18 protein-coding genes and 3 pseudogenes are annotated in these 17482 nt (G+C 42.7%); 14 read left to right on the forward strand and 7 right to left on the reverse strand.

What is annotated here, in order from left to right:
* Nucleotides 1-4: 4 nt before the first annotated feature.
* Nucleotides 5-1408 carry an ISKra4 family transposase gene (locus tag W03_RS08435; protein ID WP_244073722.1) on the reverse strand — a complete coding sequence of 468 codons (1404 nt, stop codon included), beginning with the start codon at nt 1406-1408 and terminating at the stop codon, nt 5-7.
* Nucleotides 1409-1462: 54 nt separating this feature from the next.
* A complete protein-coding gene (locus W03_RS08440) occupies nt 1463-2008 on the reverse strand; it encodes a plasmid pRiA4b ORF-3 family protein (protein WP_244072545.1) in 546 nt (181 codons plus the stop codon).
* A gap of 89 nt (nt 2009-2097) precedes the next feature.
* Between W03_RS08440 and W03_RS08445 the strand changes: the two genes are divergently transcribed.
* The 5 genes from W03_RS08445 to W03_RS08465 all read left to right on the forward strand — a co-directional run bounded on the left by W03_RS08445 (nt 2098) and on the right by W03_RS08465 (nt 8679).
* Nucleotides 2098-2451 (forward strand): hypothetical protein, encoded by a 354-nt coding sequence (locus tag W03_RS08445; RefSeq protein WP_244072546.1) that lies wholly within the window; start codon nt 2098-2100, stop codon nt 2449-2451.
* 253 nt (nt 2452-2704) lie between these two features.
* Nucleotides 2705-7180, forward strand: coding sequence for an RHS repeat-associated core domain-containing protein (locus W03_RS08450; RefSeq protein WP_244072547.1), 4476 nt, complete (start codon nt 2705-2707; stop codon nt 7178-7180).
* Nucleotides 7180-7347 (forward strand): hypothetical protein, encoded by a 168-nt coding sequence (locus W03_RS08455; RefSeq protein WP_244072548.1) that lies wholly within the window; start codon nt 7180-7182, stop codon nt 7345-7347. The genes W03_RS08450 and W03_RS08455 overlap by 1 nt, the downstream gene beginning before the upstream one ends.
* A 525-nt stretch (nt 7348-7872) precedes the next feature.
* The gene (locus tag W03_RS08460) at nt 7873-8460 is read left to right on the forward strand and encodes a hypothetical protein (protein ID WP_244072549.1); all 588 of its coding nucleotides are present in this window, start codon (nt 7873-7875) and stop codon (nt 8458-8460) included.
* Nucleotides 8461-8463: 3 nt separating this feature from the next.
* On the forward strand, nt 8464-8679 hold the full coding sequence (locus W03_RS08465) for a hypothetical protein (RefSeq protein WP_244072550.1): 216 nt from the start codon (nt 8464-8466) through the stop codon (nt 8677-8679).
* Between the two features lie 41 nt (nt 8680-8720).
* Here W03_RS08465 and W03_RS08470 read toward each other — a convergent pair.
* From W03_RS08470 to W03_RS08485, 4 genes and pseudogenes are all read right to left on the reverse strand, one after another.
* A pseudogene (locus W03_RS08470) lies at nt 8721-8879 on the reverse strand (IS1595 family transposase); the annotation flags it as partial.
* A 120-nt stretch (nt 8880-8999) separates the two neighbouring features.
* Nucleotides 9000-9860 carry a HEPN domain-containing protein gene (locus tag W03_RS08475; RefSeq protein ID WP_244072551.1) on the reverse strand — a complete coding sequence of 287 codons (861 nt, stop codon included), beginning with the start codon at nt 9858-9860 and terminating at the stop codon, nt 9000-9002.
* A gap of 19 nt (nt 9861-9879) precedes the next feature.
* Nucleotides 9880-10221 (reverse strand): type II toxin-antitoxin system PemK/MazF family toxin, encoded by a 342-nt coding sequence (locus W03_RS08480; RefSeq protein WP_244072552.1) that lies wholly within the window; start codon nt 10219-10221, stop codon nt 9880-9882.
* On the reverse strand, nt 10214-10444 hold the full coding sequence (locus W03_RS08485; protein WP_244072553.1) for a CopG family transcriptional regulator: 231 nt from the start codon (nt 10442-10444) through the stop codon (nt 10214-10216). Before W03_RS08485 ends, W03_RS08480 begins: the two co-directional genes overlap by 8 nt.
* A gap of 169 nt (nt 10445-10613) precedes the next feature.
* On the opposite strand from W03_RS08485, the gene W03_RS08490 reads away from it, so the two are divergent.
* The 6 genes from W03_RS08490 to W03_RS08515 all read left to right on the forward strand — a co-directional run bounded on the left by W03_RS08490 (nt 10614) and on the right by W03_RS08515 (nt 13775).
* A complete protein-coding gene (locus tag W03_RS08490) occupies nt 10614-11573 on the forward strand; it encodes a tyrosine-type recombinase/integrase (protein ID WP_244072554.1) in 960 nt (319 codons plus the stop codon).
* Between the two features lie 178 nt (nt 11574-11751).
* Complete coding sequence (locus tag W03_RS08495) at nt 11752-12123, forward strand: type II toxin-antitoxin system RelE/ParE family toxin (RefSeq protein WP_244072555.1); 372 nt, start codon at nt 11752-11754, stop codon at nt 12121-12123.
* Nucleotides 12110-12424: a DNA-binding transcriptional regulator gene (locus tag W03_RS08500; protein ID WP_244072556.1), complete on the forward strand. Its 315-nt coding sequence runs from the start codon at nt 12110-12112 to the stop codon at nt 12422-12424. The genes W03_RS08495 and W03_RS08500 overlap by 14 nt, the downstream gene beginning before the upstream one ends.
* 215 nt (nt 12425-12639) lie before the next feature.
* Entirely contained in the window at nt 12640-12834 is a 195-nt protein-coding gene (locus W03_RS08505; RefSeq protein WP_244072557.1) for a type II toxin-antitoxin system VapB family antitoxin, read from the forward strand.
* Complete coding sequence (locus tag W03_RS08510) at nt 12834-13220, forward strand: PIN domain-containing protein (protein WP_244072558.1); 387 nt, start codon at nt 12834-12836, stop codon at nt 13218-13220. The genes W03_RS08505 and W03_RS08510 overlap by 1 nt, the downstream gene beginning before the upstream one ends.
* Nucleotides 13221-13484: 264 nt before the next feature.
* Nucleotides 13485-13775: a plasmid pRiA4b ORF-3 family protein gene (locus W03_RS08515; RefSeq protein WP_244072559.1), complete on the forward strand. Its 291-nt coding sequence runs from the start codon at nt 13485-13487 to the stop codon at nt 13773-13775.
* Nucleotides 13776-13788: 13 nt separating this feature from the next.
* Here the strand turns inward: W03_RS08515 and W03_RS08520 are convergent.
* Nucleotides 13789-14930, reverse strand: a pseudogene (locus W03_RS08520) (IS3 family transposase).
* A 100-nt stretch (nt 14931-15030) separates the two neighbouring features.
* Here W03_RS08520 and W03_RS08525 point away from each other — a divergent pair.
* From W03_RS08525 to W03_RS08535, 3 genes and pseudogenes are all read left to right on the forward strand, one after another.
* Nucleotides 15031-15249 (forward strand): hypothetical protein, encoded by a 219-nt coding sequence (locus W03_RS08525; protein WP_244072560.1) that lies wholly within the window; start codon nt 15031-15033, stop codon nt 15247-15249.
* Between the two features lie 54 nt (nt 15250-15303).
* Entirely contained in the window at nt 15304-16707 is a 1404-nt protein-coding gene (locus W03_RS08530) for an ISKra4 family transposase (protein WP_244073723.1), read from the forward strand.
* A gap of 37 nt (nt 16708-16744) precedes the next feature.
* Nucleotides 16745-17338: pseudogene (locus W03_RS08535) on the forward strand (integrase core domain-containing protein); the annotation flags it as partial.
* Between the last annotated feature and the right edge of the window lie 144 nt (nt 17339-17482).

The following is a 17482-nucleotide window of genomic DNA, read 5'->3' on the forward strand; positions in this document are numbered from 1 at the left end:
CAAATCAAGCCGCGATTTTCAAAATTGCTGCAGGTTTTTCTGCATTTTTCTTGATCTTTAACCCCGGATACCATCGTTCAAAATGACGATGTAAATCGTTATTCAGAACTGCCGTTCTCGTTTGTAACAGATAATGGGCGCCTTTATGTGTCCATTGCATTTGCTGCTTCTTAACCATTCGTTTGGCGACGACTTCGTTAATCGTCGACTCCACAAAACTGGTCGAAATTGCTTTGCCATAGCGCCACTTCTCGCCGTAATTTGGAATCAAATGTTGGTTATTTCGAATATAAATGTCCAATTCGTCCAAGTGCTTTAGAAATTTCTTTCGGTTTGTATAACGAATTGTTTCATCACCGCTAACCACTATACAATCCTCGATTCGGTCTAGCGCTCTTTCAACATTGCCATGCCAAAGGTACCATTTGGTGCTTTCTAAGGCTTTGGTGATTTCCGCCTCTGCATCGGGATCCGTATGCACCATCCCTTTGGCAAATTGATTGAGCACCGTGAGTTTCATCGTTACATGGAACCAATCTAGAATATGCTCAGATTCCGGGTACATATAGTATTGTAAATCTCTAATATTGTCGGCACCGTCCGATAAAAAGGTAATCTGTTGATTGGCCTGCATGCCTTGTTCTGCCAATATGTTCATTAAGCGTCGCTGTGGCTTATCATCTATTTTCTGGACAAAACCGAATTGTTTAGATGGCTGGGTCGTCGAAAACGATTTTCCAGCGATAACCTCAAAGTGGGTATTTTTCTCATGCCAATTACAAACATAACCCCCATCAATGCCAACAGTCATCGGCTTATCTGGCTTCGGCAATTTCCCCCAATCTCTCGGACATCCCGATAAATGATCCGGCTTTCCTTCGAGCTCTGCCTCCTGGCGTTTGGCTACTTTGTGAAGATGATTTCGCACGGTAACGGGATTCAATGACTGATTCACCGGTAATACATCGTGTAGTAGATGTGCGGTTGAACCATAAGACATTAATGAGGCCCATTTCGTTTCGATATACAGTAACTCCGGACTGGTATGCTCGAGTAACCATTCGGATAACAGACTGAATGATTCCGTCGATGAGTTGGCGCAGGCACAGTGATAAAGGCGCACGTTTGGTATGGAAATGATTCCAAACAATGTTCTAAATTGGAAAGTGTGGTAGCTTTTGATCGTACGTTTCTTGTGGCAGCCCGGGCAATCTTGATGAGAAGCAGAGTAGCGTTCGGCTTGATTGAGAACCATCGTTTTCTGCAATGCTTGTAGTAATTGCTTTGATTCCAAAAGCGATAAACCCAAGGTACTTCCTGATTCACACCTCTTATCGAGATGAATAATGTCCTCGATCGTCATGTCGCCAGATGCCTCTTCAATGACCACTTGTATTTTAAAATGCATCATCGGCCTCCGTCAAATAAGTAGCAATACTATCTTGGATCATATTATGCTCTTTCAGAGCGACAGGGTCGCTAAACGATGATTGATCTTTTTGCGATTAAACCACACCGCATCCAGCGCTTCTATTTGGTCGCGAATATCGCCCACCTTGGTGGATTCATCCGAATTAATGATCACTTTAATGAGATCCATCACTCGTTCAACTTCATCGTATCGAGCGGCACCAGGCATGCCATTGCCCTTCACACAAAATGGGAACGTAGGCGAAGTCACTCTCGCTTCTATCGCTTCAACCCGGATGTCATGAATCCAGGATTCGAAAAAATTATATTCGTAAACAAACCGATCGCCCACATCAAAACCAAAATCGTCAATAAATACCGAATGAGCATCATCAGAAAAAGACGGTCCTCCTACATAGGCGATACCATAATCTTTCCCATAAATGTGGAAACGGTGCAAATGCTCACTGTCCCAGTTAAAAACGATTTGAATCACATGGTGAAAATCAGCTAATGAGGTATGACCGGGAATCCGAAGACGACGCCAGATCATTGGACTCACGCCGCGAAGAGCGATCTTGATGACATACATTTTCATTCGAGACAATACTCAACTTGGTTAAACTTTGAGTATCACCCGGATTTTAGGCGCACGAAAGGTTAAATAGAAATACACCCCACTTTTTTATGCTCTCACAAATGGATGAAAAGAGATTAGCATCATTTCTGCATCACCTAACTATTGCTCGCAATCATTGTGCCCATCATGGGCGTATCTGGGATAGAAAGATGACAGTTAAAATGAAACTGCCAAAAAACCCGAAAAATTTGGCTAGCGCTTTAAATGAAAGCAAGGATGTACATGGAAAATTATACAATACCCTTGTAATGCTCAATTTTTTATTAAGTATAGTTAGTCCGGCATCGCAATGGCGAGGTAAATTAATAACACTTCTGGAGGAATCATCCGTACACGCATCCACAGCTTCAATGGGCTTCCCTAATGAATGGAAAAGCTTGCCATTTTGGGCAAAAAGTTAGGGTTATGATGAGTCAAAGGTCATGGAATTCTGGGATACGATTAGGATCGCAATCTTTTATGCTGATTGTAGCGCTTTAAACAATTCGAGCCAGTTCTGTTAATAACTGTACGCAAGAATAAAGAAAGATAGACTCAGCTAAATTTGTAAACAATTATTAGCTATTTTAAACAGAACTAATCTTTAGGGACAAATAGCTTATTGATTTAATTCCCGATTTGTTTAGAATGAGCGGCTATCTAAAGGGGAGGATCATGGAAGGAAATTTCATTTTCGCCAAGCTGAAGCAACTACTGATAGCTTTTCCCTTTCTTTTCCTGATTTCTCTCAGCAATACGAATGTCTATGGGTTTGAGCGCGGGCCGTTGGCAGTTTCACCTGGGTCGCCATATCATTACGCTAATTTACCCGTATCTGCCTGTAAGGACGAAATAAACTCACATAGAGGAACGCCATTTTTTCCTGTGCCTGGTCCAGAATATGTGGATATTTTGAGTATAACTGTAACTTATGCAGACCAAAATGGTTATCCGATTTCTTCTGGTCCAGCTTTTGCTTATAGATGTAATGCTAGGGTAAATTATATATCTCAAAATATAATTACAGATATTAATGCTGCAGCTTGGGTTTATCCCGTGTGCTATGTGGGAGATTTAGTTTCTGGCACGAATACAAGCGACATGATCTGCACGATTCCCGATCATATTCCAGACAAAGGAGCAAACGCTGGGCAACCACAATTTGGATCATGCGCAGGAAACCCGATCAACACAGCCACGGGTAACAAGTATGCTGAAGAAACCGATATTGCAAGTTCCGGTGGACTAAGCTTCTCACGTTATTACAACTCAACCAGTTTATCTGGTGGATCTTCAGTAGATTCATCCTGGAATCATGCTTTTCAGCGCAGTTTATTTATTAACTCACAAACGATTACGGCTAGCCGCCCCGATGGAAAAACAGCTTATTTCAAGTTAGTCAATTCTGTATGGGTGAATCAACAAGCAGGCGGTGATACGCTGACTCAAATAGCAGGTGGAACCAGCTGGCAATTGACGACATCGGATGACGAGATTGAAACCTACGATACGTCTGGTAGGTTGTTATCGATTGTTGATCGCAACGACCGCACGCAAACGTTGAGCTATGACGCTAACGGTCGCTTGATTACGGTGACAGACGACGTGGGCCGTGCCTTGAGTTTTACTTACGACGGTTCCAGCCGCATCAAAACGATGACCGATCCAGGCAATGGCGTCTATCAATACGCCTATGATACCAATGGCAACCTCACCAGCGTGACTTATCCGGACGGTAAAATCCGTATCTACCATTACAACGAATCGGTTTACACCAGCAACGCCAATCTACCGAATGCACTGACCGGCATCACCGACGAAAACGGCGTGCGTTTTGCGACCTATACCTACGATACCCAAGGCCGAGCAGTGGTGACCGAACACGCAGGCGTCGTGGAACGCTATGTGCTGGGTTATAGTACCGATGGCAGCAACACGATGGTGACCGATCCGCTGAATAGTCAATACACACACTACTTTCAAACCATCCTGGGGGTTGCCAAAAGCACCGGCCAATCGCAACCGGCAGGATCGGGATGCAGCGCTGCTTCAAGCGCAATCACTTACGATACAAACGGCAATGTTGCGAGCCGCGCGGATTTCAATGGCAATAAAACCTGCTATGGCTACGATCTGACGCGAAACTTAGAAACCGCCCGCATCGAAGGTTTGGGTAGCGGAGTCAACTGCCCAACCGACTTGGTCAACTACAATCCCGCATCTGGAGGCCAGGAGCGCAAGGTATTGACGAACTGGCACGCGAGCTTTCGTCTACCGATCAAAGTTACCGAAGCCGGACGGGAAACGACCATCAGCTATGACAGCCACGGCAATGTCACGCAGTATCAACGCAAGGACACGGCCACCAACGCCACGCGCACTTGGACGACCAGCTACACCTACCACGCGAGCATTCCTGGCGTGATCCTGCAAAAAACCGAAAACGGCCCGCGTACTGACGTCTCCGATATCACAACCTACAATTATCATGCACCCGATGCGAGTTGTAATGGCGGACACCTCGGTTGCCGCGGGCAAGTCTCGAGCATTGCCAATGCATTGGGTCACGTGACGCAAATCACCCGCTACAATGCACACGGCCAACCGGAAGAAATCATCGATCCCAATGGACTGACCACAACGCTCGCTTACGACGTGCGCCAACGGCTGTTGAGCCGCACGGCAGGTACGCAAATCACCGGCTACCAATACGATAATGCCGGGCAGCTCAAGAAAATCACCCTGCCGGATAACAGCTTTTTGAGCTACACCTACGACGGCGCGCATCGTTTGACCGATATTGCCGATAACCTCGGCAATCGCATCCACTACACGTTAGATGCCATGGGTAACCGCACCCGGGAAGAATTGTTCGACGCCGGTAATAATCTTGCAAGAACCCAGCAACGCGAATATGACGCGCTCAATCGCCTTTGGAAAACCATCGGCGCACAAACCCAAACCACGCAATACCAGTACGACGCGCAAGGTAACCTGAAGCAGATTGCCGATCCACTTTCGCATGCGACGCACTTTCAATTCGACACGCGCAACCGCCTAAAGCAATCGACCGATCCGGCCAATGGCATAACGCAACAAACACTGAATGCACTGGATCAAATCACGCAGGTATCCGATCCCAGGAACATCAACACCACCTACGCGTACAACGGTTTTGGCGATGTGACGCAGGAAATATCGCAAGACCGGGGCACCACGACCTACACTTTTGATGCTGCCGGCAATGTCAAAACCATCACCGATGCCCGTGGCGTCAAACATACCTATACCTGGGATGCGCTCAATCGCCCGACCAAACGCACGCATACCACGGTTACCGGCGTGCCAGGGGCTACCCAACTCGTTTGGAGTTACGATACCGGCGCCAATGGTATTGGACGACTGACCGGCATGACGGACGAATCCGGTTCAACCAGCTTTGGCTACGACATACATGGCAACCTGCTCACTAAGACGCAGATCGCCAAGATCGGCACGATCAATTACACGCAAACGCTCAGCTATCAGTACGACAGCTTTGGTCGCCAGAGCCAGATGACGTATCCGTCCGGCACGCAAATCACCACCACCTATGGTGCCGATGGTCGCGCAAATGAATTACGCATCAATGGCAATCTGCTCTTGAGTAACATCGCGTACCAACCGTTTGGCGAACCCAAAAGCTGGGTGTGGGGCAATGGTCAAGCGTATACACGTACTTTCGACACCGATGGACGGCTTAAAACCCACCCGGTTGGCGGCGATACGCGCACGCTCACCTATGATCTGGCCAGCCGCATCACACAAACCACGGACACCAACCCGATCTACAACCGCAGCTTCGACTACGATGTGAACGATCGGTTGACGAATCAATCGGACAACACCAGCTTTAAAATCTGGAGCTATGACGCCAATAGCAATCGCACGCAATATGAAGCGGGCAGCGCAACCTACGTATATACGACCGCCGCCAACAGCAATCGCCTGCAAACGGTGTCAGGGCCAATGACCAAAACCTACACCTTTGATGCCGCAGGCAATCCGCTGAGCGATGGTTTGACGACCTTTACCTGGAATGCCGCCGGAAAACTCGCAACCACGGTCAAGAGCGCCAAGACGCACACGTACAAATATAACGCGCTCGATCAACGTATCAGTAAGAACGGTCCGGTTAATCCCAAGCAGATCTTCTACTATGACGAAGCAGGACAACTGATCGGCGAATACACGGACAATGCGGCTACTACCACGCCGACCAATGACTGGCTGGTTAGACAGGAAACCGTGTGGCTGGAGGACATTCCAGTCGCCGTGATCAAGAAACCCACCGCTACCAGCGCAATCCAGGTTCACTATGTTCATGCCGATCACCTCAACACTCCGAGAGTGATCGTCAACACCGCGAACACCGCCGTCTGGCGTTGGGACAACGTGCACGCATTCGGCGCCAACCTGACTGACGAAGACCCCGACGGCAACGCACAACTGTTCGAATACAACCCACGCTTCCCAGGGCAGTACTTTGACAAAGAAACTAGTCTCCATTACAACTACTTCCGATACTATGAACCGGAAACCGGAAGGTACCTGACACCTGATCCGATTGGGTTGGCGGGGGGAATGAATATTTATGCCTACGTCGGCGGGAATCCGCTTATATACATTGATCCATACGGCCTTTGGTGGATTCCTGGAAAAGATTCTCTTCCTCAGAGTTTTGCCGATTTTACTACGGGTGTTGCAGACGCAGCATCGCTGGGTCTAGGGCCTCTAGCAAGGAGTGCACTTGGTGTAGATGGCGGAATTAATAGATGTTCATCGGAATATTCGGTAGGACAATGGGTATCTCTTGCCCTTGGTGCTGGGCGGATGGCGTACGCGAGTATTGCTAAGCTTGGCGCGGTTACAGCGGCAGATGGTGCAGCTGCTATGGCTTTCCGAAATGGATTAAAAAGAACCATGAGAGGGCCATTGGCAGGGTTAGGCTATAGAATTAAGAGTTATAGGGACTTAATGCAGAAATATGGTTCCGATGAGGCTATTCAGGCAGCGGCAGGGCGAACTAATCGCGCTGTTAACGCTGTGGGGGCAAATTTTTCCGTAGGTGGAACAGTTGGTGCGGCCAGCTCTGATTGTGAGTGTCAGTGATGAGAAAGATTATTCATATTCTTATTTGGTTGGTTATATCACTTTTGACTGGTGCAATGAGTAACTATTTTTTTCATTTGGATTTTTGGTTGTCTTCCTTCATCGCAGGAATTGCACTGATTGCCAATGGATTGATTGCTGAATGGGAAGATCGTAAGACTATGTAACGAGAAAAAGACGCAGGATTTATTCCTTGCCATATACACAAAGCCTGGCTGACGAAGACCCTGATGCAACAGCAAATTATTCGAATACAACCCACGCTTACCTGGGCAATACTTTGGGTTAAATCCCATAAAGGTACGTAATAAGTAATAAAATAATCACTAACACCATGAATTGTAGTTAAAAATAATGATCTCCTACCTCCCAAGATTTTGAGTGTTTGTTGTACCTTAATTTAGAAATTGAAGAAAACGAAATATTTATTTAATTACAAAAAATTAGCAATAAATCTATTGGTAATTACGTACCTTTATGGGATTTAACGCATCATTGGAGAAAGTAAAAATAAATTTAGACATGAGATGATAAAACTTGATTAGGAGTATTATGGCAACAATATCCCTTTATTTGCGAGTTTGATAGATTTACTTAAAATAATCGATATGTGCCGCTATTGTTAGCATTTCAATGATATGTTTTTAAGATATTTAAAATTTGAATGAATAGGTATTTTTTTAATTATTCTAATGAATGGTTGTGCCATCACAAGTAATAATGAAAAATTAAACAATAAAATAGCATATGAGGGTTGGTATGGTCTTGGTTTAGGTATTACACCTTCTTCAGGAATCGCAATTCAATACGAATTTTTGTCTAATGTTCAACAGGAAATAACGCTAACAGCAAAAGAGCTTACGGGAATTATCCTGGAAACATTACAACAAAGTAATTCAACCCAAGATTTACAGGAACAGAATATTTATTCCATTGAGGATAGTGTAAACAAATGGACTGTATCTTCAATATATCATGACACAATCACTACAGACTGGAAATCTATTAAAGGGCGAAAAGCTGGGGTTCTGTGGTGGACGAAAGAGTATGAATGTCAAGTAAGTCACAAAATTACCATTAATAAATCTTTGAAAAGTCCTGATCAGTCATTAAATTATAAAATAGCAACTATAGTAAGAGAGCGTCCCAATGATAATTATTCATGGAAACTTGCCAATCCGGAATTAGGGAGGCTTTCGTACGAGAATTTAAAAAATAAAATTATTTCAGCAGTAAATTCTGAAGTGAAAAAAAGACGTGATCCTAGAGGTAATTTATAAGTAATGAAAATTAATACGCTTCAGGCCATTTTAAGTATCCTAATTGTTACGGTGTTTTTGGGAGTTACTGCTGTTGTAGCATTAACTCCAGTTTTAGGTGGGTACCCTCCTGAGCCTTACACAGAGCATCGTAAAACTTTTTCTGCTCTTTATTCAGGAATTATAGAGCTTATTGTAGGTTTTTTCTTTGGCAGGCACCTTGATAACAAAGATGAATAAATTTTAGGCTTTCTCATTTTTAGGGGCTGTAGTAGATCAGTTTAAATTTGAGTCCAATTTTTCAATATTTTTAGTTGATGTTTAGGTGTTCCATAGTTGAATCTAAATTCACATTCTTTAAGAAAAGATGGAAATGACTCTTTGGGAATTCCATTGCATTTTCTTAAAACACGTTTGGCCTGATTCCAAAAATTCTCAATCTGATCTTGCTGTAACTTCCAGTACAAAAAATTCCAGTAACCTAACTGTACTTTCCTTTATAATCTACAATGACTTATCTTCATTTGATCAGCTTAACAACTAAGCTACTACAGCCCCAATTATTCTAAACATAATTTCTCCAAACTTTCTTCAGAAAAAAGATCTTCGTCTTCTAAATATTTCCAAAGAAGTTTGTGTACATATTCATGTAAAAGTTTTGTCATTGACACAACATCTTTATCTTTATTGTCACCAGAATGAACAATACTTGATCTAATAGCATAAATCTTTTTCCCTTCTTTAAATACTTCATTGGTGGGAATAGAATAATGTTTATTAATAAATTTTGCTAGTCTCAGGCTAAAGCGATAGCTTAATTCGCTACTTACTCCAGGAAGTAACAAGATCTCTAAGATTATTGATAATTCTAAGAATCTACTTTCAGAACGAATTTTGTCTGACATTGCATTAATATAAATTTCAGATATGAGATTAAATTTTCTAGTTTTATTAGCATTAATTTGCGCAACAAGTTTAGTTACTTTGTCTACCTCCGCTTGTGCGACAGTAAGTGCTGGAAGATTTAAATCATAAAAACAATTTTTCATGATTATTCGACATGGAATTGGATCTCCGTATCCAATATACAAAGAAGTACTTGATAATTCCAAAAGTTTTAATGCAAGATTAAATTCCTCAGCTGAATTTGATTCGGAAGTGATAAGAATATAATTGCTGGATTTAAGATGGTGTTTATTCATAAATAAAACGCCGTCTTCATAAGAAGAAAGTTGCTTGCTGTTATATTCAGTCAATAAACCATTTTCCCCAAAGGTTGTGTTAGTAATTCCAAATATTCTTTCCCTATCATTATCATCCATATTTCTTATAAGTAAATTTTCATTTATTTTAAATTCTTTAAGATTAGAGCTTAATCTAAATGGAAATTGATAAGAATCGATAGTCTCGGGTTTTGTCATACTTTAAGTGAAAGAATTTTTATAAATCAAAAATAATGAATAAAGTTTCTTTGATCGATGGTAGATACTCGCTTTCTAGCGTTCCTTGTTTTTTACCGATCCGGGAAATATCAACCGCACGCAGTTGTTTGAGATTGATATGTCGGTCTTTATCTAGGCCATTATGATTACTCGGTATCAAGTTCACTGCAAATGGCCAAGGCTTATGATTTAGAAGTAAAGGCGCCACAATCAGAGTTTTTGATTGGATATTCACCAGATCACTTTGAATGATCACGCATGGTCGGAGTTTTTGCGTTTCAGCACCTTTGGTGGGTTCCAAATCAACCCAGTAAATATCAAGCTGCTTAAACTCAATCATTTGAAAGACCATCGGACAGAGTTTTTTCCCATTCCTTCAATTCTTGCTGATAGTCAGAATCTTCGGCTTCCTCTTGGTTTGCTCTTAGCAAAGCTTGCCTGAGATGATTTTTGCGTTCCTGCTTTAGAAGCTCATTAATATATGCACTGCGATCGTCACCGGCAATATTATTGAGAAATGCATAGCTCTCATCATCTAAAGTAATGGTCGTTCGATGTGCCATAGAATTATCACGTCAAAATGAATACATTATTATCATACTATAATGTACTCAAACATTACACTCTATCAATTAGAATAATGATGTTTCTATATGTGATAATGTCCTTTATCACATATAGAAACAATAGTAAAATTCAAGCATTCAAATTGCTTTTTTACCCGATTAAAAAATGTCGAATCTCACTTCTCTGACAAAAATTTCCTGTCCGACACTGGTCACTGCATCCGGTGAACGAGCCAGACTTCGTTTCTTGGAATTTTTTGCATCCAATATCCGAAATCCTCACACTCGACGTGCTTATGTGCGTGCAGTTCTGGATTTTATGAGTTGGTGCCAAACCGAAGCCCAGGTTGCCGCATTGATCGATATCGAGCCATTACATGTTGCCGCGTGGATTGAGCTGCAAACCAGACGATTGTCAGCTCCGAGTGTTAAGCAACATCTTGCGGCTATACGTCATTTGTTTGATTGGCTGGTAGTCGGCCAGATTGTAGCATCCAATCCGGCATCTTCTGTCAGAGGTCCCTCGCATCGAGTAAAAACCGGGAAAACTCCCATTCTGGATAGTGAAGATACCCGGCAATTATTGAACAGTATCGATATCAGCAAACCTTCCGGATTAAGAGACCGTGCACTCATAGCATTGATGGTTTATTCTTTTGCAAGGATTGGCGCTGCTTTGGCGATGAAAGTAGACGATGTTTATACGCAAAACAGAAGACTCTGGGTGCGCTTGCACGAAAAAGGTGGAAAACGACATGAAATGCCCTGTCACCATAATCTGGAAGAATATTTAAGCACCTATATTAATGAAACCAATCTGCGGGATGATCCTAAGGGTTTTTTATTCCGTACCGTTGGCCGCGGAACTGGACAATTAACTTCCTCTCCTTTAGTACAGGCCAATGCACATGCCATGATACAACGGCACATCAATAACTCTGGCATAGCCACCAAAGTTGGTAATCATAGCTTTAGAGCTACCGGCATTACTGCGTACCTGAAAAATGGCGGCACATTAGAAAAAGCGGCAATCATGGCCAATCATTCCAGTACAAGAACAACACAACTATATGATCGGCGGCGCGATGAAATGACGCTCGATGAAGTGGAAAGAATTATGATTTAAATATTCCAAACGGCGCGAAATAATTGTAGAGGCGGAACTTTCGGATCAGAGCAAAAATTGCCTACCAAGAATAAATAATCAATAGTTTCATAAAGCCCTAATAATGTCACACAACTTTGAAGTATTAGTTTGGAATATATATCACTAAGTGATATGATTAAACCATGAAAGATGTTGGATGACAGTATACAAAACACGATGGTTTGCCCGTTGGGCAAATAAACAAGGAGTACCCTCGCTCAGTCCTGTACGCGAGATGGCTGGTGGACTGTACGATGCTGACCTCGGCAATGGATTATTGAAGAAAAGAATCGCACGATCAGGACAAGGAAAGAGAAGTGGTTTTCGTACATTGGTTGCTACCAACAAGGGGGATCGTTGGGTATTCTTATTTGGTTTCCCTAAGAACGAACGCAGCAACATCGACAAAGATGAAGAAATTGCGCTAAAACTGTTGGCGACTCACCTATTATCACTAACAGCTCAGGATCTCGATCAAGCAATAAATATGGGAGAATTAATAGAGGTTAATTGCAATGCGGAAGACTAGATCAATCATTCTCGAAGCGGTTCATGACACAGCCAAAGGATTACGCAAAGCTGGCGTGCTTGATCAAGTTACGATGCGCGAATTCGATCAATTGTGCTTGCAACCTATTGAACCACTAAAACCAGAGCAGATAAAACAGATTCGCGAGACTACACGTGTAAGTCAAGCGGTGTTTGCTGCCATACTAAACACAAGTGTTTCGACAGTACAAAAATGGGAAATTGGACAGAAGCGGCCAACAGGCACTGCGCTTAAATTGCTGCATCTCGTACAAAAGCGCGGCCTGGAAGCCGTTGTTTGAACCTATAACTTCTCATGGTCTTGTGAGATCATCCTAAAAGTTCGACTACCATTAAAATATGGGATTACCTCTGAATACTCCGGTGAAGCGATTTTTTTCTTGCGCTGCTAACAACCTGGAGACACCCCATTTTTTTGTACTTTCCGATATTCTAGGAATTCTTGATTTATTATGCATAATTATCTATGATTGTATGCCTTATAGAAGGGAGTATTATGAGAACTACTCTGGATTTACCCGAGCATCTGTTGAACGAGGCAATGCGTATAACTAATACTAATACTAAAACAGCGGTGATTATGTTGGCGTTAGAAGAGTTAATTCGCAAGACAAAGGTTATCGAGCTCAAACAATTTAAGGGAAAAATAGAACTGGATATCGATCTCGATAATATCCGGAACCGTCGGTAATGGCAGTTCTAGTGGACTCTTCCGTCTGGATTGATTATTTTCGCGGGGGCCATCAATCAGCTGAATTGAGTCATCTCATTGATGAGAACATAATCGTTATCAACGAATTGATTCTAGCTGAATTAATTCCTTTCTTAAAACTGAAACGTCAACTGAGAGTTATAGAATTGCTGAACGAAGTAAAACGACTGCCATTACAAATTGATTGGAATGAGATTATCGAATCGCAATGGCAGTGTTTGGAATCCGGATCAAATGGAATAGGCATTCCAGATCTCATAATTGCACAAAATGCGAAAGAAAATCATTGCGAGATATTCTCTTTCGATAAACATTTCCAAATATTGACCCGAATAATTAAAGTCAGATTGTATAATCAGAATTGACATTTTTCATTGAGTGCTTTTTTAAGCTGATGAGTAAGATAGGACTGATTCCAGCAGATGATGCTATTCTGTGAACTTTCAAGAATAAATAAATTCTGTAGGGTTTTTGTCTCCTATTGGGCTAATTTTACCTTTTCGAGGGGTTGGGCAATAATAGCCGGTTCTGTGAGAGCATAAAAAAGTGGGGTGTATTTCTATTTAACCTTTCGTGTGCCTAAAATCCGGGTGATACTCAAAGCTTAACCAAGTTGAGTATTGTCTCGAATGAAAATGTATGTCATCAAGATCGCTCTTCGCGGCGTGAGTCCAATGATCTGGCGTCGTCTTCGGATTCCCGGTCATACCTCATTAGCTGATTTTCACCATGTGATTCAAATCGTTTTTAACTGGGACAGTGAGCATTTGCACCGTTTCCACATTTATGGGAAAGATTATGGTATCGCCTATGTAGGAGGACCGTCTTTTTCTGATGATGCTCATTCGGTATTTATTGACGATTTTGGTTTTGATGTGGGCGATCGGTTTGTTTACGAATATAATTTTTTCGAATCCTAGATTCATGTTGTGGTCAAATAAATCCGGACACTTTATTAAGTCCTTTTTCAAATTCTATGGGTGTCATATCATCAATCGTTGTATGAATACGTTGAGCGTTATAGTAACCAATATAAGCATGGATATCAGCAATGGCAGATTCTCTGGTTTGAAAAACATTACCAGTCAGCCATTCACGTTTCAAGCTACTGAAGAAACGTTCAGCAGGAGAATTATCCCAACAGTTTCCCTTTCGACTCATTGAGCACACCATACCATGCTGTTTAAGCAGTTGTTGATAGGCATGACTAGCATACTGGCTTCCGCGATCGGAATGATGAATCAATCCGTGAGGAGGATTACGTAGATTGATTGCCATCAATAATGCCCGAATCACCAATGATTGCTTCATTTGCTTATCCAGGCTCCAGCCGGTCACACGACGTGAGTACAAATCAATGACTACCGCCAGATATAGCCAGCCCTGCAATGTCCAGATGTAGGTAATGTCAGTCGTCCATACCTGATTGGGTTGTGCTGGATTAAACTGTCGATCCAGTATATTAGGTGCTATCGGGTAAGAATGTTTGCTGTCTGTGGTTAACACAAATCGGCGCTTACGTTTAACAATCAATCCCAGTTTCTTCATGAGAAAACGTACTCGATATCGACCTACTTTAAAGCCTTCTTTGCGTAATTGCTTCATCATGCGTCGGCTACCCATGCTTTCTCTGGATTGAATAAAGTGCATCTTTATTCTCTGACACAGATTCCAGATTTGGCTATCTATAAGTTTTGCACCCTTTTTTCGCCAATCATAGTAAGCGCTGCTACTCACCCCCATCAATCTACAAAGCATAATCACTGGATAATGATTTTTCCGCACTTGAATGAAACCATATTTCACTTCATTTCTTGCGCAAAGAAGGCACTGGCCTTTTTTAGAATTTCTTTCTCCATGCGCAGCGTTTTTACTTCTCGCCTGAGACGATTTAGTTCTGCACGTTCATCGCTTATTCCTTGCACTTGTTGCTTGACCCACCGCTGCAGATTCTTCTCACTCGTATCAACTACTTGGGCTGCTTGCACAATAGTGTAACCGCGCTCAGTAACCAGTGATACAGCTTCCTTTTTGAATTCCTCTGGATAGAGTCTTCGCTTTCCTGATCCTTTCATCCTTCACCTCGCTAGTTAATAGTATAACTCTCTTAACAAGGTAGCCGGTTTTATTGAACCACAACATCATGACATCCGGGTTGAAGCGATAGAAGCGAGAGTGACTTCGCCTACGTTCCCATTTTGTGTGAAGGGCAATGGCATGCCTGGTGCCGCTCGATACGATGAAGTTGAACGAGTGATGGATCTCATTAAAGTGATCATTAATTCGGATGAATCCACCAAGGTGGGCGATATTCGCGACCAAATAGAAGCGCTGGATGCGGTGTGGTTTAATCGCAAAAAGATCAATCATCGTTTAGCGACCCTGTCGCTCTGAAAGAGCATAATATGATCCAAGATAGTATTGCTACTTATTTGACGGAGGCCGATGATGCATTTTAAAATACAAGTGGTCATTGAAGAGGCATCTGGCGACATGACGATCGAGGACATTATTCATCTCGATAAGAGGTGTGAATCAGGAAGTACCTTGGGTTTATCGCTTTTGGAATCAAAGCAATTACTACAAGCATTGCAGAAAACGATGGTTCTCAATCAAGCCGAACGCTACTCTGCTTCTCATCAAGATTGCCCGGGCTGCCACAAGAAACGTACGATCAAAAGCTACCACACTTTCCAATTTAGAACATTGTTTGGAATCATTTCCATACCAAACGTGCGCCTTTATCACTGTGCCTGCGCCAACTCATCGACGGAATCATTCAGTCTGTTATCCGAATGGTTACTCGAGCATACCAGTCCGGAGTTACTGTATATCGAAACGAAATGGGCCTCATTAATGTCTTATGGTTCAACCGCACATCTACTACACGATGTATTACCGGTGAATCAGTCATTGAATCCCGTTACCGTGCGAAATCATCTTCACAAAGTAGCCAAACGCCAGGAGGCAGAGCTCGAAGGAAAGCCGGATCATTTATCGGGATGTCCGAGAGATTGGGGGAAATTGCCGAAGCCAGATAAGCCGATGACTGTTGGCATTGATGGGGGTTATGTTTGTAATTGGCATGAGAAAAATACCCACTTTGAGGTTATCGCTGGAAAATCGTTTTCGACGACCCAGCCATCTAAACAATTCGGTTTTGTCCAGAAAATAGATGATAAGCCACAGCGACGCTTAATGAACATATTGGCAGAACAAGGCATGCAGGCCAATCAACAGATTACCTTTTTATCGGACGGTGCCGACAATATTAGAGATTTACAATACTATATGTACCCGGAATCTGAGCATATTCTAGATTGGTTCCATGTAACGATGAAACTCACGGTGCTCAATCAATTTGCCAAAGGGATGGTGCATACGGATCCCGATGCAGAGGCGGAAATCACCAAAGCCTTAGAAAGCACCAAATGGTACCTTTGGCATGGCAATGTTGAAAGAGCGCTAGACCGAATCGAGGATTGTATAGTGGTTAGCGGTGATGAAACAATTCGTTATACAAACCGAAAGAAATTTCTAAAGCACTTGGACGAATTGGACATTTATATTCGAAATAACCAACATTTGATTCCAAATTACGGCGAGAAGTGGCGCTATGGCAAAGCAATTTCGACCAGTTTTGTGGAGTCGACGATTAACGAAGTCGTCGCCAAACGAATGGTTAAGAAGCAGCAAATGCAATGGACACATAAAGGCGCCCATTATCTGTTACAAACGAGAACGGCGGTTCTGAATAACGATTTACATCGTCATTTTGAACGATGGTATCCGGGGTTAAAGATCAAGAAAAATGCAGAAAAACCTGTAGCAATTTTGAAAATCTCGGCTTGATTTGAAAAAAATACACCCCACTTTTTTATGCTCTCTAGAAGGTCTGAAGGTGCCTGACTAACAGAAACCTCGAGGTCGTCTTTGGTTCAATGATGGTAGTTGCCTTCGGCTGCGACCGGAATATCGTAATCATGTTTGGAGCTATGATTTTGTTTTGATCCGAGACGCATACGGTCGCAAGATTCGTATGCTCACCATGATCGACGAATTCAGTCGAACCTGTCTGGATATTCATTGCGCCAGGCGCATTGGCGCTGATGAAGTGATCGCCCAATTGGCCAATGCAATGATAGTTCATGGCATTCCAGAATACATTCGCAGTGATAATGGACCAGAGTTTGTGGCCACTCGATTGCGCAAATGGCTGGCAGACATCGGCGTCAAAACAGCTTATATCACGCCTGGCAGTCCTTGGGAGAACGGTTACTGTGAAAGCTTCGACGGAACGCTACGTGATAATTTACTTAATGGTGAAATCTTCTATGGGGTGCGGGAAGCTCAGGCTATCGTAGATCAATGGATTCGTGAGTACAACACTATCAGACCTCATAGCTCATTGGGTTATAAACCACCAGCTCCTGAAATCATAGTGACTCCATCATCACGAAATTTACATCCTTTCATACACTAACGTATGATACAAACCCTCTCTCATCAATTGGTACTAAATCGACAGCAGTTCAGCAACACCAATGCCTTCTCGCAACAACTACCGTTATACTTTGCAAACACCACAAATCCGGAATTTGCCTTCCCAACGTGTTGTATATCGAGT

This window comes from Nitrosomonas sp. PY1 (genome assembly GCF_022836435.1).
In the GTDB taxonomy this organism is placed as follows: Bacteria; Pseudomonadota; Gammaproteobacteria; order Burkholderiales; family Nitrosomonadaceae; genus Nitrosomonas.